The sequence below is a fragment of the Mesorhizobium sp. L103C119B0 genome (genome assembly GCF_000502235.1).
Classification (GTDB): domain Bacteria; phylum Pseudomonadota; class Alphaproteobacteria; order Rhizobiales; family Rhizobiaceae; genus Mesorhizobium.
The window spans coordinates 511817-527412 of sequence record NZ_AYXE01000006.1; the positions used below are offsets into that span (position 1 = coordinate 511817).

The window sequence follows — 15596 nt, forward strand, 5'->3', positions numbered from 1 at the left end:
ACCCGGCGGCGCAGGCCGCCGGGTCTGTCAGGCTGCGGTTATTTCTGCAGTTCGGTCCAGATCTTGGTGTAGATGTCCTGGATCTCAGGCGCGCACATCTTCTGGAATTCGCCTTGTGCCTTCGCAGCCTCCGGAATGACGACTTCCGGGGCATCCTTCATATCGGCCGGCATGTACTTGTCCGAGCCGGTAATGGCGTTTGCGTAGCGATGGAAGGCCGAGAGGCCGGCCGCGTTTTCCGGATCCATGATGAAGTTCTGGAACAGCTTGGCGTTCTCGACATTTTTGGCTTCCTTGAGAACGACGACGTTATCGCTCCACAGGCCGTAGCCTTCCTTCGGATAATTGTAATGGATGGCCGGATTGGCCAGCCGCTGACGCAGCGCCGAACCGTTCCAGTCGCTGGTCGCCTTGAAGTCGCCGGCGCCCATCTTTTCGATGGTGTTGTATTCCATGGCGATCCAGTTCGGCTTGGCCGCGACAAGCGTGTCGCGCACCTTCTTCAGCACCGTCTTGTCGTCGGTGCACTGCTGGCCGCCGACATATTTGATCGCCGCGAAGATAACGTCATTCATCTCGGGAACGACATTGGTCTTGCCCTTCAGCTCGTCCGGCGTGTTGAAGATGATGCCCCAGCTGTCGGCTGGTCCCTTGTAGGCATCGGTGTTGACGACGACACCGACGGTGCCCAGCGCCCACGGCACGGAATATTTGCGGCCGGGGTCGAAGTCTGGATTGGCCCATTCCGGCGCCACGTTCTTGAAATTCTCCATCTTGCCCGGATCGGTCTCCTGCACGAGGCCCTCCTTGATCCAGATCGGCACGTAGGTTTGCGACGGAACGGCGATGTCGAAGCCGGTGCCGCCCTGGCGTACCTTGGCGAGCGCCGTATCGTTGGAATCGTAATCGGTGATGGTCACCTTGACGTTGTATTTGGCTTCGAACTTTTTGATCACGTCGGGGCTGGTATAGTTGCCCCAATTGTAGATGTTCAGCTCGCCATCGGCGCGGGCCAGGCTCGTCGTTGCGAGCAGCGCCAACCCGATGGCGGCTGTCGTTGTTTTCCAGTTCATGGTTTTAGCTCCCATTTGTCGGTTCAGTCTCTTTTCCTGCTGACGAAGAAAAACAACGTGACGATCGCGACCGAAAGCAGCAGGAAGGCGGTCGATATCGCGTTGATCTCAGGCGTGATGCCGCGGCGGATCTGGCCGAGCATGTAGGTGGGCAGCGTATCCTGGCCGCCCGATTTGACAAACTCGGTGATGACGACGTCATCGAGCGAGATGACGAAGGCCAGCATCAGTCCGGCCAGTATGCCGGGCCACAAAAGCGGCAGCGTGATGCGGCGGAAGGTCTTCCAAGGCGTCGCGTACAGATCGGCGGCCGCGCGCTCCAGCGTCAGGTCCATGTTTTCCAGCCGCGCCCGGATCGGCAGATAGGCGAACGGGATGCAGAACGCCGTGTGCGCGGCGATCAGATAGCCGATGCCGGAATAGCCGGTGAAAATCTTGATGCGCGAGAAGAAGATCAGCAGCGCCACGCCGGTGACGATCTCGGGCACCATCAGCGGCTGGTTGATCGCCGCATATTTGAAGGTGAGGCCCGGATAGGACGCGGTGCGCGTGGTGGCAAGCGCGGCCATGGTGGCAAAGATTGTCGACAGCACCGCAGCCACGGCGCCGATCTGGAACGAGCGTAGCGTCGCGTCGATAACTTGCACGTTCTGCCAAGCCGACTGGAACCAGCGCATCGAAAAGCCGCCCCATTCGGACGTCGAGTTCGCCGCGTTGAAGGCATAGGCGACCAGCACGATGATCGGCAGATAGAGCACGATAAAACAGGTCGCAGCGATCACCGTGAAGCCGGTCTGGTGCTTGATGGAAAAGTTCTTAGCCATGCCGCGCCCCCGACTTGCCGGCATTGCGCACATAGGCAAGCAGCGCCACCATGACGATGATCATCACCGTGATCGACAGCGCCGAGCCGAGCGGCCAGTTGCGGCCTTGGCCGAACTGCAATTCGATCAGGTTGGACAGCATCATATTCTTGCCGCCGCCAAGCACGCTCGGCGTCACATAGGCGCCAAGGGCTGGAATGAAGACCAGGATGGAGCCGGCAATGACGCCGGGTTTGACCAGCGGGAAAATGATCTTCCGCAATACCTTGAATCGGGTCGCGTAGAGGTCGTAGCCCGCCTCGACGAGGCGAAAATCAAGCTTCTCCATGCTGGCATAGATCGGCAGCACCATCAGCGGCAGATAGACATAGGCCATGCCGATCAGAATCGCCGTGTCGGTGAAGAGGATCTGCACCGGCGCCGAGACGATACCAAGCTTGATCAGGATGGTGTTGATGATGCCTTCGTTGCGGATGATCTGCAGCACGGCGAAGGTGCGGATCAGAAGGTTGGTCCAGAACGGAATGGTGATCAGGAACAGCCAGAGATCCCTGGTTTTCTCGCTGCGCGTCGCCATGAAATAGGCGGTTGGAAACCCCAATGCCAAAGTGGCGATCGTCGTTATCACCGCCAGCTTGATCGAGCGCCAGAAGATGGTGACATGCGCTGCCGCAAGCGAAAGCGTATCGTCGAAAATGTCGCGTTCCATGAACACCGACAGCCAGGCATCGGGCGAAAACTGCCACTTCACATCGCCATAGGGGCCAGGCGTCAGGAACGAGTAGATCAGCACGATCAGCAAGGGGCCTGTCGCGGCGAGGAAGATCACCAGCAAGGCTGGCGCTGACAGCAGCCACCGGTCGCGCACATCGCGTCGCTGCGCTGCCTTGGCGACTTGTTCCGCGGTCGCCATGATCAGTCCTTCAGCACTTGCGCGGCGTCGTTGCCGATCATGATGCCGATCTGGCCGCCCTGCACGAAGCCGTCACCGGCGCCGCGGCTGTTCTGACGCCGCACGATGAACGGCTCGCCACCGGCAAGGCGCAGATGGAAGTGCGTGTCGGTGCCGAGATAGACGATGTTTTCGACGGTGCCGGACAGCGAAGCGCTCGGGCTGGCCGTGCCCAACTGCGCATGCTCTGGACGCACGACGATGGTGACCTTGCCGCTGGGGCTGAAGCCTTCCGGCAGCGAGGCTGGGATTTCCACACCAGACGGCAGCTTCACCGTCGCCCGGCCACCAGTCGCGCTAACCACATCCGCCTTGAGGAAGTTCGACTCGCCGATGAAGTCGGCGACGAAACGCTCGGCCGGCCGGTCGTAGATGTCGCGCGGCGAGCCGACCTGCAGGATCTTGCCCGACGACATCACCGCGATGCGATCCGACATGGTCAGCGCTTCCTCCTGGTCGTGGGTGACGAAGATGAAGGTGATGCCCGTCTCGTGCTGCAGCCGCTTCAATTCGATCTGCATTTCCTTGCGCAGCTTGTAGTCCAGGGCCGAGAGCGGTTCGTCGAGCAGGAGCACCTTGGGCTGCGGCGCCAGCGCCCGGGCGAGCGCCACGCGCTGCTGCTGGCCGCCGGAGATCTGGCTGGTGCGGCGGCCCGCCAGCGCCTCCATCTTCACCAGTTTCAGCATCTCGGCGACGCGCGCCTTGATCTCGGCCTTCGGCTTGCCCAGCATTTCCAGGCCAAAGCCGATATTGTCGGCGACCGTCATATGCGGGAACAGCGCGTAGGATTGGAAGACGGTGTTGACCGGCCGCTTGAAGGGCGGCAACGGCGCGATGTCCTGACCGTAGAGGAGGATTTCGCCGGCGGTTGGAAAGTCGAAGCCGGCAATCAGCCGCAGCAACGTGGTCTTGCCGCAGCCGGATGGTCCCAGCAGGGTGAAGAACTCATTCTCGCGGATGGATACCGAGACCGTATCGAGGGCAGCAACCTGCCCCTCACCCGATCCGAAAATTTTACTGACGTTTACGACTTCAATTGCATTCCGATCCGGTTTTTCCGGCACGATACGCCTCACTGTTGACCCCGCTCTTGCTGGCGGAGTTTTTCCCCTGTTCGATGTGACCACACGGCCGGTAGGTTGGCAAGTCCGGCATTGAACCACAGTTCAGTCGGTCATTTCGTCTTGCAAGCGGCAAGCTGTGCAAGCCGCATGCCATTGTCAGGCCTGGTAGGTTACCTTGCCACCGCAGACCGTCGTCACCGGTCGCAGCTTGTGCAGATCGGCCGGCGCCGTCTTCTCGATATCGGCCGACAAAACCACCAGATCCGCCATGTAGCCGGGTTTCAGAACGCCTTTGCGATGCTCGGCGAATTCGGCATAGGCGCCCTCGACCGTGTAGGCGGCAATCGCTTCCTGCAGCGAGAAACTCTGGTCAGGATCGCCTTCTGCCCATGGTTTGCGCTGCACTGCCGCCTGAATGCTCAGGATCGGGTCGATCGCTGCCACCGGCCAGTCCGAGGCGAACACGACATGGGCGCCGGCGCTTTTCAGGGTGCGCCAGGCATAGCTCAGCGGCCAGCGGGCCGGCCCGATGCGTGACACCGTCGGCTCCAGCGGAAAATCCATGGCGCCGGGCGGATGCGACGGCTGCATCGAGGCGATGACGCCGAGTTCGGCAAAACGCGGCACGTCGGCTGCTGTGGTGACCTCGATGTGCTCAACCCTGTGCCGGCTGTCGCGCTTGCCATTGACCTTCTGCGCCGCCTCGTAACCGTCGAGCACTGCGCGCACGGCGCCGTCACCGATCGAGTGCACGGCGATCTGCAGCCCGCGTTTGTCGATAGCCACGGCGAGATCGATAAATTGCTGCGGCGTGAACAGCGGCTCGCCGACCCAGTCGGGACGATCCGCATAGGGTTCGACCATAACCGCGGTCCAGGAATCGAGCACGCCGTCATAGAACACCTTGACCATGCCCGATGACAGCCACTCGCTGTCGTAGCGCTCGGCCATGACGGACGCCTTCTCGAGCATGTCGAGCGTCATGAAATTCTTGTAGTGGAACGGGATCTTGACGCGGCAGGGCAGGCCTTCCTCGGCCTCGATCTCGGAAAGCAATTCGAGTTGGTAGAGATTGCCGTCCATGTTCTGGATCGAGGTGATGCCGTGGCGCGCGCACCAGGCAAGTCCGCGCCGCATGATGTCACGGTCAGCGGCCCGCTCGGCGGCCGACGGCATTGGGTCCGGCTCGCCGCCGGTCGACAGCCCCAACCGCACCCGGCTTTCGCCGGCAAGGTCGAGCACCGGACCGAAGGCCTCGCCCTCGCGCAATTCGCCCGCGGCCAGGCCGTCGTCACCCATCACGATCTCGTTGCCCGGACCGAGCGTGCGTCCCTTCAGGATGCCGGCCATCTCCAACGCCTTGGTGTTGGCCCACATCGTATGGTGGTCGGGTGCCGCCATGCAGAAGGGGCGGTCGGGCAGGATGGCGTCGAGATGATGGCGTGTCACCCGCTCGTCGCCGAGCACGGTGTAGTCGACGCCCTGTCCCACAAGCATCTTCGCCTCGGGCCACGTCGTGGCGTAGTCGCGGATGGCGCTTTGAAGCGCCTCGAAGCCATGGATACCGCCGAGTTGAAGATGCGCGAGCTCAGCCCCTCCCGAGAACAGATGCATGTGGGCTTCGATGAAACCGGGCAGGACCGAACCGCCCGTGGCGTCGATCACGTCTGTGGTCGTTCCCTTGAGTTTTTCGATGGCGGCGTGGTTGCCGATGGCGATGATGGCGCCGTCCTTGACGGCAATCGCCTCGGCGGCGGGATTATCATCGTCCATGGTCCGCACGCGACCATTGATGACGATCAGATCAGCATTTTGACCCGCACCCGTGACAGACATCGCGACTCCGCGCTTTTGACGACTGGCTGAGACCGACAACCCTCTTGTCCGACAAGCTGCCACTCCGCTGGAGCGGCGTTATCGGACGAAAACTGATGCCAGTGCGCTGTTTCGAAATTCCCCTTGTGATCTCTCAAAACAGCGTGGATAAAAGAATGCGACTAATTATTCGCGTTTGTCAACGTGCCGAATTTCGAATGTATTGTGGACAACACACCACTTGAGACCGGGACCTGTGTTGAAACCGGCAGGGAACGAAGGCATCAATCCGTGAAGCGCAGTCTCAGCCGCGAAACCAGGATGGCGCTCGAACCGCGCAAGCAGCCGCGGCAGGAACGGTCGAGCAAGGTGGTCGACCGGATACTCGACGCGGCTTTGATCCTGACGCGGGAGCAGGGAACCAAGACGCCGACGACGCTCGCCATTGCCCGGCGCGCGGGCCTGTCGGTCGGTTCGGTCTACCAGTACTTTCCCAACAAGGAAGCCATTCTCCTCGACCTCGCCCGGCGCTGGCTGTCGTCGTTTCCCGAGGTGATCGCCAGGCGCATCGAGGTCACCCCACCCACCAACCGCGACGAGTTTCGGCAGGAGGTGCGCAAGCTCTTCATCGATACCTCCAGAATATATCTCGAAAACGCCACCCTGATGCCGGTGATCGAGGCGATATCCGGCAATGCCGACCTCAGGCCGATCCAGGACGAATATGACGAGCAGATCATCGCGCTTTACGCCGCGTGGCTGCAGCATGTGAACCCGGCCCTTGAAGACAAGATCGCCAGCCGACTCGGCGTGCTGATGATGGATGTCGGGCACGCCTGCCGGCTTGTGGGGTTGAAGCGGGATCGCAAGACATACGACCTCATTGAGGACGATGTGGAAAGAATGTGGCTCGCTCTGGTCACCCCCTATCTCAACCTTGACTGATTTCGCTATTTCGAGAGGAAATTCATGAAGACTGTCTATTCGCCGCTTCATGCCGGCCATGCCGGCCAGATGGAACTGGTCACGTCGGCAATCGTGCCGGGTTTCGAAAAGCCGTCGCGGGCCGAGTTCATCAAGGCGCGGGTCGAGAGCGAGAAGCTGGGGCCGATCATCGGACCGGTCGAGCACGATCTCACAGCCGCCAAGCGCATCCACAAGGCCGACTATATCGACTTCCTGCCGACCGTCTGGCCGGCGTGGAAGGCCGCCGGCTTCGAGGGCACGGCGATGCCCTTCACCTGGCCGACGCGCGGCCTGCGCGGCGACGTGCCACCCAAGCGCGTCGACGCCTTGCTCGGCTACTATTCCTTCGACGCCGGCGCCACCTTCGTCGAAGGCACATGGACCGCGATCAAATCGTCCTATGACGTGGCGCTGACGACGGCGGCCTTGGTCAAGGGTGGCGAGCGGTCGGCCTTCGCGCTCTGCCGCCCGCCCGGCCATCACGCCGGTGCCGGGTTCATGGGCGGCTACTGCTACATCAACAATGCCGCGGTCGCCGCGCAGTGGTTCCTCGATCAGGGCGCAAAACGCGTCTCGATCCTCGACGTCGACTATCACCACGGCAATGGCACGCAGGAGATCTTCTATGAACGCGCCGACGTGCAGGTTCTCAACCTGCATGGCGATCCCATGGTGGAGTATCCGTTCTTCCTCGGCCATGCCGATGAACGCGGCGCCAGCGCCGGCGAAGGTTTCAACGTCAATTATCCCATGCCCTTCGGCACCAATTGGGACGCCTGGAACGCCTCGCTGGAGGACGCTTGCGCCAAGCTCGCCGCCTACGCCCCCGATATCGTCATCGTGTCGCTCGGCGTCGACACCTTCGAGAAGGACCCGATCAGCCAGTTCAAGCTGAAAAGCCCGGACTATCCGAAGATCGGCCATCGCATCGCCAAGCTCGGCCTGCCGACGCTGTTCGTGATGGAAGGCGGCTACGCCGTCGAGGAGATCGGCATCAACGCCGTCGGCGTGCTCACCGGCTTCGAGGACAAATAGGAAAGCAATTCCAGGACAAGTGTGAGGCGGTTTTCCGGCCGGAATTGCGCCAAAGAGATATGGGGCGGCTCCGGCCGCCCCGACCTCTATCTAGGCGGCCGCCGCCGGGTTGGGCGCAACCACCGGAACGGCTGGCCTTCGCGACCGACCGATACGGTAGACAATCACCGCCGCAATCACGCCTGCCGCCAGGATGGCGAGCGCCAGCAACGGTCGGTACCAGAACCAGGCAATCGCAATCGTCACCGTGCCGACCAGGATCGCCAGGACGAAGGCGATGATGCCGGTGCCCATCCGCGCCATGCTGCCGAGGAAGGGTATGACGTCGAGGATCACCCCGATCGGGCTGAGGAACAGCGCAAAGCCTATGGTCAGCAACAGCAAGCCGGCGCCGCGCAGCAGCCAGGTGATCAGCGTGTTGGCGCTGACCGCGTCGGCGAACATCTTTTCGGCCGGGACGTTGCCGGTATCGACCATCAGCAGCGCATCGCCGGCTTGCGTCTGGTAGGGCTCGAAGCGGCTGCCGGCCTGGCGCGCGATGATACTGATCACGCCCAGCGGCGCCAGTTCGTAGCCGATTCGATAGTCACCCAAAGCGGGCGTCGTGTTGTCATTGCCGAGAAAAATCTTGCCATCGACGATGCTGAGCGGTTTCGTTCCGGTATAGGCAGCCTTTATCGCCGCCGACTGGTCGGCTGAGAGCGAATAGTCCTTGTCACCCTCGATACGGTCCAGCACTGGCGTATCGAGATCGAAGGCGACAAGCTTGCCCTCAGGAATCTGGAAGGTCCGGCCGTGGATTTCCATCGGCGGATTCTGGTGGCCGTCCGGCTTCTTGAAGTCCGACGAGTCGATCTGGCTGTCGTCCCACACCTTGGAATAGCTGTAGGTGGTCACCGTCTCTTCGCCACCGCCGAGCTTCTTGGTCGTCTGCGACTTGGACTCTTCCTTCCACTGATACATCTCGACACTGCGCGACAGCCGCAGCCCTTGCGTGGCGATGCCGAAATCCGGATCCGCCAGGCCGCTGTCCGCCGTCACCAGTCCGCTGACATGAACCAGCTTGCCGTCATTGGCGGTATCGACGCTGTCGGCGCCGACCGAAACCACCGCTCCAGAACCTTCGGCCAGCGAGCGCGCCGTCTGCACGGCGCGGCCTTCGTTCCAGAACAGCCCGATCACCATCAGCACGATCAGGATAAGGCCGAAGATGACCCCGCCGACGGCGCGCTTGATCCGCCCGAACCACGAGACGGATGTGACTTCCCGAAATGAATCGCTCATCGTTTCCCCCGAAACAAAGTTGCCCAAGATTTAAACGCGGCCGGCGGCCGCCTCGTATCGATCAGTCGGCGTGGATCTGCGCGCCGCAGTCCCTATCGCCTGTACAGGAATGCACCGCCCGTGTCGTGCCGCCATCGCCGACCCGCCATGGCGATGCGGAGAGCGGCGCCTGGCGATTGCCCCCCGAGAAGATCGAGCGCCCGCATCGCCGTCTCTTCGCCGACCTCGTCACGCTTGACGATCTCGACGTCCTTGAAACCGATAGCGGCAAGCTGCGCCATCACCACATCGGGGTCGCCCGCCACCACGATCAGCGACGGATCGAGCGACGCAAGGGCCAGCGCCTGTTTCTGAACCGCATCGAGCGTCAGCTTTGTGCGCGCCGCCATGCGGGTTTGCTGGTCCTCCAGCGTCGATCCGCTGCCGACCGCGCCAATCAGCGAGGAGAACAGACCAGCCGACGTCTCGGCCGATCCAGCCAGCGCCCGGCGATAGACAGTCACCGTGCGGTCGACCTCGTCCTGCGCCACCGGCAAGGTGGTCAGGCCGGCAAATCCTTTCAGGATTTCGGTAATCGCCGGCCCTGTGTTGGCGCGCTCGACGGTGGTTGCCACGACCAATCCCGAGCCGGCCTTCATCGGGCTCATCAGATAGCTCGACACGCCATAGGAGTAGCCCTTCTCCTCGCGGATCACCGAATTCAGCCGGCTGGAGAAATCGGCGCCAAGCAGGTTGGAGACCGCGGTCGATTCGGCGCGCTCGCTCTCGTCGGTGCCGGGCGCCGGCCGCGCCACGAACAGCGCCGACTGGCTGGCGCCGGGTTCGGGCACCAGCAGCACTTTCTGTCCCCCGTTGAAATGCGCCGCCGGCGACGGCTCGACGGCATAGCCGTCGGTGTCGCTTGTCCACGCGCCGAATGCTTTTTCAAGGCTGGCGGCGACGGTCGCGACCGGCATCGGGCCGACGCTGTAGAAGGTCACCGCCTTCGGCGTGAACTCCGCCTTGAATGCGTCCCTCGCCTCGTCGAGCGAGATCGAGGCCAGCGCCTTTGCCGACCAGTCCACCGCTGCCTTGCCCGGCACCTGCGGGATCAGCGTCGCCTTTGCCATGCGGCCGGCAACGCCGGGCAGATCCGCCTCGCGGCCGTTTAGCCAGTCGACCGTCTGCGCCATCAGCACCGTCCATTCGGTCTTGTCGAAACGAGGCTTCAGCACCGCGTCGGCGAGCAGGCCAATACCCTGATCGAGCTTTTCCGGCGGCACGCCGAGCGTCATCATCGTGGTCAGCGTTCCGGCCTGGTGGCCGACGCCGGCGCCGATGTCGCTGGCCGCCTTGGCGAAATCAGCCGAGCCGCGATCGGCGGCCCCGCGTGTCGCCATGCTTGCTGCAAGCTCCAGCAATCCCTCCTTGCCTTCCGGCACGCTGTTCCAGCCGCCGGCGGCACTGGCCGCGACATAGACCATCGGCGCTTCCGGCATTGTGTAGTGGACGAGTTTGATGCCATTCGAGAGCGTCGCCGTTTCCATGGCGGGCAGTGTTGCCGAAGGCGCTTGCCCGGCCGCATGCTTCGGAATGTCGATCGCCGCTCGCTCCGGCGCGGTGAACGGCTGCGGTGTGCCGGACGAGCCGATCAGTGCATCGGGATAGCCGCCGCGCGGTCCGGGCTTCAGCACCAGCACGCTGGCGTCTTCCGGTTTCAACAGCCGCTTCATCGTGGCCTCGACATCCGCCACGCTGGCGTCCTTCACCCGCGGGTCGTCGACCAGCGCGCTCTGCGCATCGCCGAGCACGTCGGCATTGTAGGAGACGACGCCGGCGCGATCCTTCAGTGCTTCGCTGCCGAGCCGCGCTGCCTGCAAGATGCCCGTGCGCGCACGCTCGACATCGACCGGATCGAGCGGGGTCTTCAGGAAATCCGCGAACGCCGTTTTCATCGCGCTTTCCAGCGCTTCCGGCGCCACACCTTCGGCGGCACCCGCCTCGAAGGTAAAGCGGCCACCGAGCAGACCGCCGGTCCAGCTCGCGCTGGCATAGGTGGCAATGCCCAACTGCGAAACCAGCCGGTTGCGCAAAAATCCATATTCGCCGTTGCCGAGCAGTTCGGCGGCAATGCTGAGCGCACCATTGTCGGGCGACTGCGCCACCGGGCCACTGAAGCCGACCACGACGATGGGGCTTGGTACACGATCCTCGAGCACCAGCTTGAGCCGGGCCTGCGTCGGTGCCGGCACGGCGGGCCGCGCCACATCGGCGCCGCGCGCCACGCTGCCGAACGTGTCGGCAATCAGCGCCTTGGTGTCGTCGATCTCCAAGTCGCCGACCAGCACCAGCACCGCATTGTTGGGCAGATAGTAGCTGTTGAAGAAACCCCTGACATCGTCGAGCGTCGCCGCATCAAGATCGGCGACCGAGCCGATGACCATGCGGCTATAGGGATGCGGCTTCGGGAACAGCCCGGACCAGAAAGCTTCCCAGCCGGATGCGCCGGCCTTGTCGAGCACGTTCTGGCGCATCTCGTTCTTGACCACCGAGCGCTGCAGATCGAGCTTGGCCTGAGTCACCGAACGGCCGAGATTGGCCATGCGGTCTGCCTCAAGCGACAAGATCATCGGCAGTGACGACGACAGCCCGTCGACATAATAAACCGTGCCGTCCTCGGTGGTCCAGGCATTGATCTCGTTNCATCGGCAGTGACGACGACAGCCCGTCGACATAATAAACCGTGCCGTCCTCGGTGGTCCAGGCATTGATCTCGTTGCCGAGCGCGGCGTGCGCGCCGAACACGTTCGGCCAGGCCGGCGTGCCGGAAAACATCAGATGTTCGAACAGATGCGCAAAGCCCGAGCGTCCCGCGGGTTCATTCATCGACCCGACGCGGTAGCGCAGGTTCATCACCACCTTCGGCACGCGATGGTCGGGCACCAGCACCACCTGCAGCCCGTTGTCGAGCGCATAGGTAACGGTCGGCTCAGCCTTGGCGGGCGCTGCCATGCCGGCAAGAGCCGCAAGCACCACCGTGAACGCCAGGAAAACCTGCTTCATCATGACCCCCGATGCTGATGGCCGCGAGCAAGCGCCGCCAAATCCGCCGTATGACCGAAGGGATGCCCACCCCTCACGGCTGCCGAGACCCTATCGGAATCGATCGGCCCTCGATACGGCAGTATCGCAACACCCTCTGGCTTTTTCGTGTCGGCGTTTCAGGCCTTTTGCGGCGGAAAAGGCCGCGAAAGCAGCCCCTGAGTCGCTTGAGTCCAATAATATTGATTTTGTCAAATCGCGTTTGATGTCGGATTCATCTGCGGGTAGATTAGACCCGAATCAGCCGGTCCTTGGGGGGCGCGGCGACCACCCAAAGTCTCAAGTTCCGGCCAATGACCGGCACCAGACGCGGACGGCTTCGCGTTCCCTGAATGGATTCGGCGATCAGCGCGACCGCCGCGCCGTGTGAGTGCTTCGTAAACGTGATGCGTCTTCAAGTTCGGCCGCTGCTAACCCCAGCGTCCGGGCTCAAGAAAAGACTCCGGCCATGACATACAACCAAAGCATCCAATGAGCAGTTCCGCCGCGCCTCTCCAATCCGATACGTTAGGCTCGCGCCTCGAATCGCGCGGCGATCTCACCTCCTTTTTCATGCAGCTTGCCGCCGAGATCGGCGCCGACAGCTACATGCTCGTCGCCATCGTCCACGACCAGGACCGCAACGACGCCCGCATCGTCTCATCCAACTGGATCTTCGACGCCATTGAACTGATCGGCAAGCGGCTGATCGCCGGCCTTGCCCAGGGACCGCTGACCGTTGCACCTGGCATCCGCCCGAGGCCCCTGGTCGCCGCCGCGGCACCCGACGCCGGCGGACTGCTCACAGGCGAAGAGGCGCGCCTGCTCGACGTGCTTGGACATGCCGAAGTCTATTCACTGCGGCTCAATGTCGGCCGCCAGCGGCTGTTTGCGCTTTTCTCGGCGGCCGAGGCCGGCAGTATCGACCAGCCGGCGCTGATGAAGGCTCAGTTGAAGTGCTGTTACGCGCTGTCCGCCATCCCGCAATTGATCGCCGCCGTCGCCATGCAGGACCCGCTGTCCGACCGCGAGCGCGAATGCCTGTTCTGGGTGTCTGAAGGCAAAACCACCGATGAGGTCGCAGTGATCCTCGGGGTCTCGTCCAACACCGTCAACAGCTACATCACCCACGCCATCCAGAAATTCGCGGCGTCGAACCGCGCGATGGCCATCGCCACGGCGATCAGGAGCGGCATCATTTGAAACATGCTGACATCAAGGCGGCGGCCGAAGCCCTTTTCAACGAGCAGCGCAATCCGTTCGGCGCCTTCTCCATCGGTTCCGAGACGCACCATGCCGTTACCATCCCGGACGCGGTGCGCCGCTGCCGCTGGATCGCCGTCGACATCAACGCGTCGGCGTTTGGCCTCTACTTCGTCAGCCCCTCGCCGGAACGGGCGCGCCTGGTGCCGAGCTTCGATTCCGACTATCCCGCCACCGCGGTGACAACCAAGTTCATTGCCGGCGCCAATGGTGAGGAGATGGTTCGCCACAGCGGCGCCTCGACAGCGCCGCGCTGGTGGGCCGATGACGGCATCGCCGGCTCGGACGCCGTCTTCAAGAACCTCGCCTGGGCGGAGCGGACGGAGCCGCTGGCGCCGGGCACCAACGGCATTGGCTTTCCCGTCCATGCCGATCGCGGCCATTGCGGGCTGGTGGTGTTCCTCGGCTCGACGATCGCTTTGCCGGAGGACACGCTCTACGAAATCCACGCCCGCTGTTTTTCGCTGTTCGCCGCCGTCGCCCGCATTCGTCCGAACGATGCCGGCCGGATGCGGTCGATCTCCAAGCGTGAACTGGAGTGCCTGAAGCTGACCGCCAACGGCAACACCAGCGAAGAGATCGCCAGGCTGTTGAAGCTGTCGGTCCACACCGCCAACCAGTATCTCACCCAGTCGACGCAGAAGCTCAACGCGGTCAACCGCAACCAGGCGGTGGCCAAGGCGCTGCGGCTGGGGCTGATCGAGTGATCGCGTCTGGCAGTTGGAGTAAGACAAAAGATCAGCGATAGGCGAGCGGCTCGGTCCGGCGAATCCGCGCCTCTTCGATCACCGTCTCCAGCAAGGCCGTGTTGTGCTCGGGGTCCTCGCCCGGCTTTTCGAACGACACATAGTTGACCGCGACCGAAGACCTCTCCTCGCTCAGCGTCAGCTGGAAATAGACGGTGACGCCCGGCGGCCGAAGCTCGAGATCGAGCACGATGCGCGGGCTGCCGCTCCAGTCGACATGTGCCTCTCCGCCATGGCCGAGCCTGAGCGTGCCCGGCAGGAAGAACAGCTCCACCGCCGAATCCACCAGATCCGACAGGCAAGCGAAATGCTCGAGCCGGATGAAAGCGATGTAGTCGGCGACATCGATCAGCCGCAACTCGTCGACCACCTGCTCGATGGCCTTGGCGACGATGAGTTCGCGGGATTTTGCGTGCGGTTGGCGGTTCATGAAATTTGTCTCCGCTCAGCCTTTTTGGAGTAGACGATCCGCACCAGTTCGGCGACGGCCTGGTAGAATTGCGACGGGATCACGCTATCAACCGAAACTTGCTTGTACATGGAGCGGGCGAGCGCCACGTCCTCGAAGATCGGGATGTTGTGCTCCTTGGCAACCTCGCGAATCTTGAGCGCCACAAGGTCCTGGCCCTTGGCCAGCACCATGGGTGCTGAATCCTCGTCGCGGACATATCTGAGCGCGATAGAAAAGTGCGTCGGATTGGCGATGATCAGCGTCGCGCGCGGCACCGCCGTCATCATCCGCTTGCGCGCCCGGTCACGCGCCAGCGAGCGCAGCCGGGACTTGATGATCGGGTCGCCCTCGGACTGTTTGAACTCGTCCTTGACCTCCTGCTTGGTCATCCGCAGATCCTGCTTCCAATGGAAGCGCGACCAGACGACGTCGACCGCCGCGATCAGCCCCATGACGAAGACGATCGCCACCAATATGTCGACGGTGATGCTTTTGATGACGAGGCCGAAAGCGACGGGGTTGGTGATCATGCCGGCCAGGAGCTGGCGGTAGTCCTGCGACAGCGTGAAGTAGAGCACGATACTGGCGAAGCCGAGCTTGCCCAGCGATTTCAGGAATTCTACCCAGCCCTGAATACCGAACATCCTGGTCCAGCCCTTGGCTATCGAGATGCGCGACAGTTGCGGCCGGATCCGCTCGCCGACGACTTGCGGCATGTTCTGCAGCACCGAGGCGCCGATGCCGGCCACCACCAGCAGCACCAGCAGGCTGACGACGGCGTTGCCTATTTCCATCATCACGGTCTTGTAGAGCGCGATGACGTCGGTCTCGGTGTCCATCGGCCACGCCTCGGGCTTTTCCAGGAACATCGACAGGAACATGCCGAGATTGACGACCGCGTCCTTGGCGTAGAAGACGGTGAACACCAGTATAGCGATGAAGGACGCCAGAAGTGCGGCCTCCCTGGAATGGGGCAGCTTGCCCTGTTCGATGGTGTCGCGGATCTTCTTTTCGGTCGCGTCTTCGGTTTTGGAGTCTTTGTCCGCCGCTTCAGCCATTCAGC

Annotated in this window: 14 protein-coding genes; 4 read left to right on the forward strand and 10 right to left on the reverse strand. The window is 62.7% G+C overall.

The window, feature by feature from the left end:
* Positions 1 to 38: 38 nt before the first annotated feature.
* The 5 genes from X728_RS153610 to X728_RS153590 all read right to left on the reverse strand — a co-directional run bounded on the left by X728_RS153610 (position 39) and on the right by X728_RS153590 (position 5749).
* Positions 39 to 1073 carry an extracellular solute-binding protein gene (locus tag X728_RS153610; protein WP_023671767.1) on the reverse strand — a complete coding sequence of 345 codons (1035 nt, stop codon included), beginning with the start codon at positions 1071 to 1073 and terminating at the stop codon, positions 39 to 41.
* Positions 1074 to 1096: 23 nt separating this feature from the next.
* Entirely contained in the window at positions 1097 to 1897 is an 801-nt protein-coding gene (locus X728_RS153605; protein WP_023671766.1) for an ABC transporter permease, read from the reverse strand.
* A complete protein-coding gene (locus tag X728_RS153600; RefSeq protein ID WP_023696888.1) occupies positions 1890 to 2810 on the reverse strand; it encodes an ABC transporter permease in 921 nt (306 codons plus the stop codon). The genes X728_RS153605 and X728_RS153600 overlap by 8 nt, the downstream gene beginning before the upstream one ends.
* 2 nt (positions 2811 to 2812) lie before the next feature.
* Complete coding sequence (locus X728_RS153595) at positions 2813 to 3913, reverse strand: ABC transporter ATP-binding protein (RefSeq protein ID WP_023691713.1); 1101 nt, start codon at positions 3911 to 3913, stop codon at positions 2813 to 2815.
* Positions 3914 to 4069: 156 nt separating this feature from the next.
* The gene (locus X728_RS153590) at positions 4070 to 5749 is read right to left on the reverse strand and encodes an amidohydrolase (protein WP_023831528.1); all 1680 of its coding nucleotides are present in this window, start codon (positions 5747 to 5749) and stop codon (positions 4070 to 4072) included.
* 270 nt (positions 5750 to 6019) lie between these two features.
* Here X728_RS153590 and X728_RS153585 point away from each other — a divergent pair, with 270 nt between their 5' ends.
* Both X728_RS153585 and X728_RS153580 read left to right on the forward strand, forming a co-directional pair.
* The gene (locus X728_RS153585) at positions 6020 to 6673 is read left to right on the forward strand and encodes a TetR/AcrR family transcriptional regulator (protein ID WP_023686329.1); all 654 of its coding nucleotides are present in this window, start codon (positions 6020 to 6022) and stop codon (positions 6671 to 6673) included.
* Positions 6674 to 6697: 24 nt separating this feature from the next.
* Positions 6698 to 7729 (forward strand): histone deacetylase family protein, encoded by a 1032-nt coding sequence (locus tag X728_RS153580; RefSeq protein WP_023831529.1) that lies wholly within the window; start codon positions 6698 to 6700, stop codon positions 7727 to 7729.
* A gap of 90 nt (positions 7730 to 7819) precedes the next feature.
* Here X728_RS153580 and X728_RS153575 read toward each other — a convergent pair whose 3' ends face one another.
* From X728_RS153575 to X728_RS153565, 3 genes are all read right to left on the reverse strand, one after another.
* Positions 7820 to 9013 (reverse strand): TMEM43 family protein, encoded by a 1194-nt coding sequence (locus X728_RS153575; protein ID WP_023831530.1) that lies wholly within the window; start codon positions 9011 to 9013, stop codon positions 7820 to 7822.
* A 92-nt stretch (positions 9014 to 9105) separates the two neighbouring features.
* Positions 9106 to 11595 (reverse strand): insulinase family protein, encoded by a 2490-nt coding sequence (locus tag X728_RS153570; RefSeq protein WP_196815075.1) that lies wholly within the window; start codon positions 11593 to 11595, stop codon positions 9106 to 9108.
* 10 nt (positions 11596 to 11605) lie between these two features.
* Positions 11606 to 12058 carry an insulinase family protein gene (locus tag X728_RS153565; protein ID WP_023831532.1) on the reverse strand — a complete coding sequence of 151 codons (453 nt, stop codon included), beginning with the start codon at positions 12056 to 12058 and terminating at the stop codon, positions 11606 to 11608.
* Between the two features lie 507 nt (positions 12059 to 12565).
* Between X728_RS153565 and X728_RS153560 the strand changes: the two genes are divergently transcribed.
* Both X728_RS153560 and X728_RS153555 read left to right on the forward strand, forming a co-directional pair.
* Positions 12566 to 13276, forward strand: coding sequence for a helix-turn-helix transcriptional regulator (locus tag X728_RS153560; protein ID WP_023831533.1), 711 nt, complete (start codon positions 12566 to 12568; stop codon positions 13274 to 13276).
* Entirely contained in the window at positions 13273 to 14043 is a 771-nt protein-coding gene (locus X728_RS153555; RefSeq protein WP_023683474.1) for a helix-turn-helix transcriptional regulator, read from the forward strand. The genes X728_RS153560 and X728_RS153555 overlap by 4 nt, the downstream gene beginning before the upstream one ends.
* 31 nt (positions 14044 to 14074) lie before the next feature.
* Here the strand turns inward: X728_RS153555 and X728_RS153550 are convergent, their stop codons facing one another.
* Together X728_RS153550 and flhB are read right to left on the reverse strand one after the other, a co-directional pair.
* Positions 14075 to 14512: a hypothetical protein gene (locus X728_RS153550; RefSeq protein ID WP_023671756.1), complete on the reverse strand. Its 438-nt coding sequence runs from the start codon at positions 14510 to 14512 to the stop codon at positions 14075 to 14077.
* Complete coding sequence (gene flhB / locus X728_RS153545; RefSeq protein ID WP_023831534.1) at positions 14509 to 15591, reverse strand: flagellar biosynthesis protein FlhB; 1083 nt, start codon at positions 15589 to 15591, stop codon at positions 14509 to 14511. The genes X728_RS153550 and flhB overlap by 4 nt, the downstream gene beginning before the upstream one ends.
* Positions 15592 to 15596 lie beyond the last annotated feature (5 nt).

Excerpts from the sequence above, each read along its gene's own strand:
- X728_RS153600 (WP_023696888.1), bottom strand. The coding sequence starts at position 2,810 with ATGGCGACCGCGGAACAAGTCGCCAAGGCAGCGCAGCGACGCGATGTG.
- X728_RS153605 (WP_023671766.1), bottom strand. The coding sequence starts at position 1,897 with ATGGCTAAGAACTTTTCCATCAAGCACCAGACCGGCTTCACGGTGATC.
- X728_RS153590 (WP_023831528.1), bottom strand. The coding sequence starts at position 5,749 with ATGTCTGTCACGGGTGCGGGTCAAAATGCTGATCTGATCGTCATCAAT.
- X728_RS153575 (WP_023831530.1), bottom strand. The coding sequence starts at position 9,013 with ATGAGCGATTCATTTCGGGAAGTCACATCCGTCTCGTGGTTCGGGCGG.
- X728_RS153570 (WP_196815075.1), bottom strand. The coding sequence starts at position 11,595 with ATGGCCAATCTCGGCCGTTCGGTGACTCAGGCCAAGCTCGATCTGCAG.
- flhB (WP_023831534.1), bottom strand. The coding sequence starts at position 15,591 with ATGGCTGAAGCGGCGGACAAAGACTCCAAAACCGAAGACGCGACCGAA.
- X728_RS153560 (WP_023831533.1), top strand. The coding sequence starts at position 12,566 with ATGAGCAGTTCCGCCGCGCCTCTCCAATCCGATACGTTAGGCTCGCGC.
- X728_RS153550 (WP_023671756.1), bottom strand. The coding sequence starts at position 14,512 with ATGAACCGCCAACCGCACGCAAAATCCCGCGAACTCATCGTCGCCAAG.
- X728_RS153610 (WP_023671767.1), bottom strand. The coding sequence starts at position 1,073 with ATGAACTGGAAAACAACGACAGCCGCCATCGGGTTGGCGCTGCTCGCA.
- X728_RS153580 (WP_023831529.1), top strand. The coding sequence starts at position 6,698 with ATGAAGACTGTCTATTCGCCGCTTCATGCCGGCCATGCCGGCCAGATG.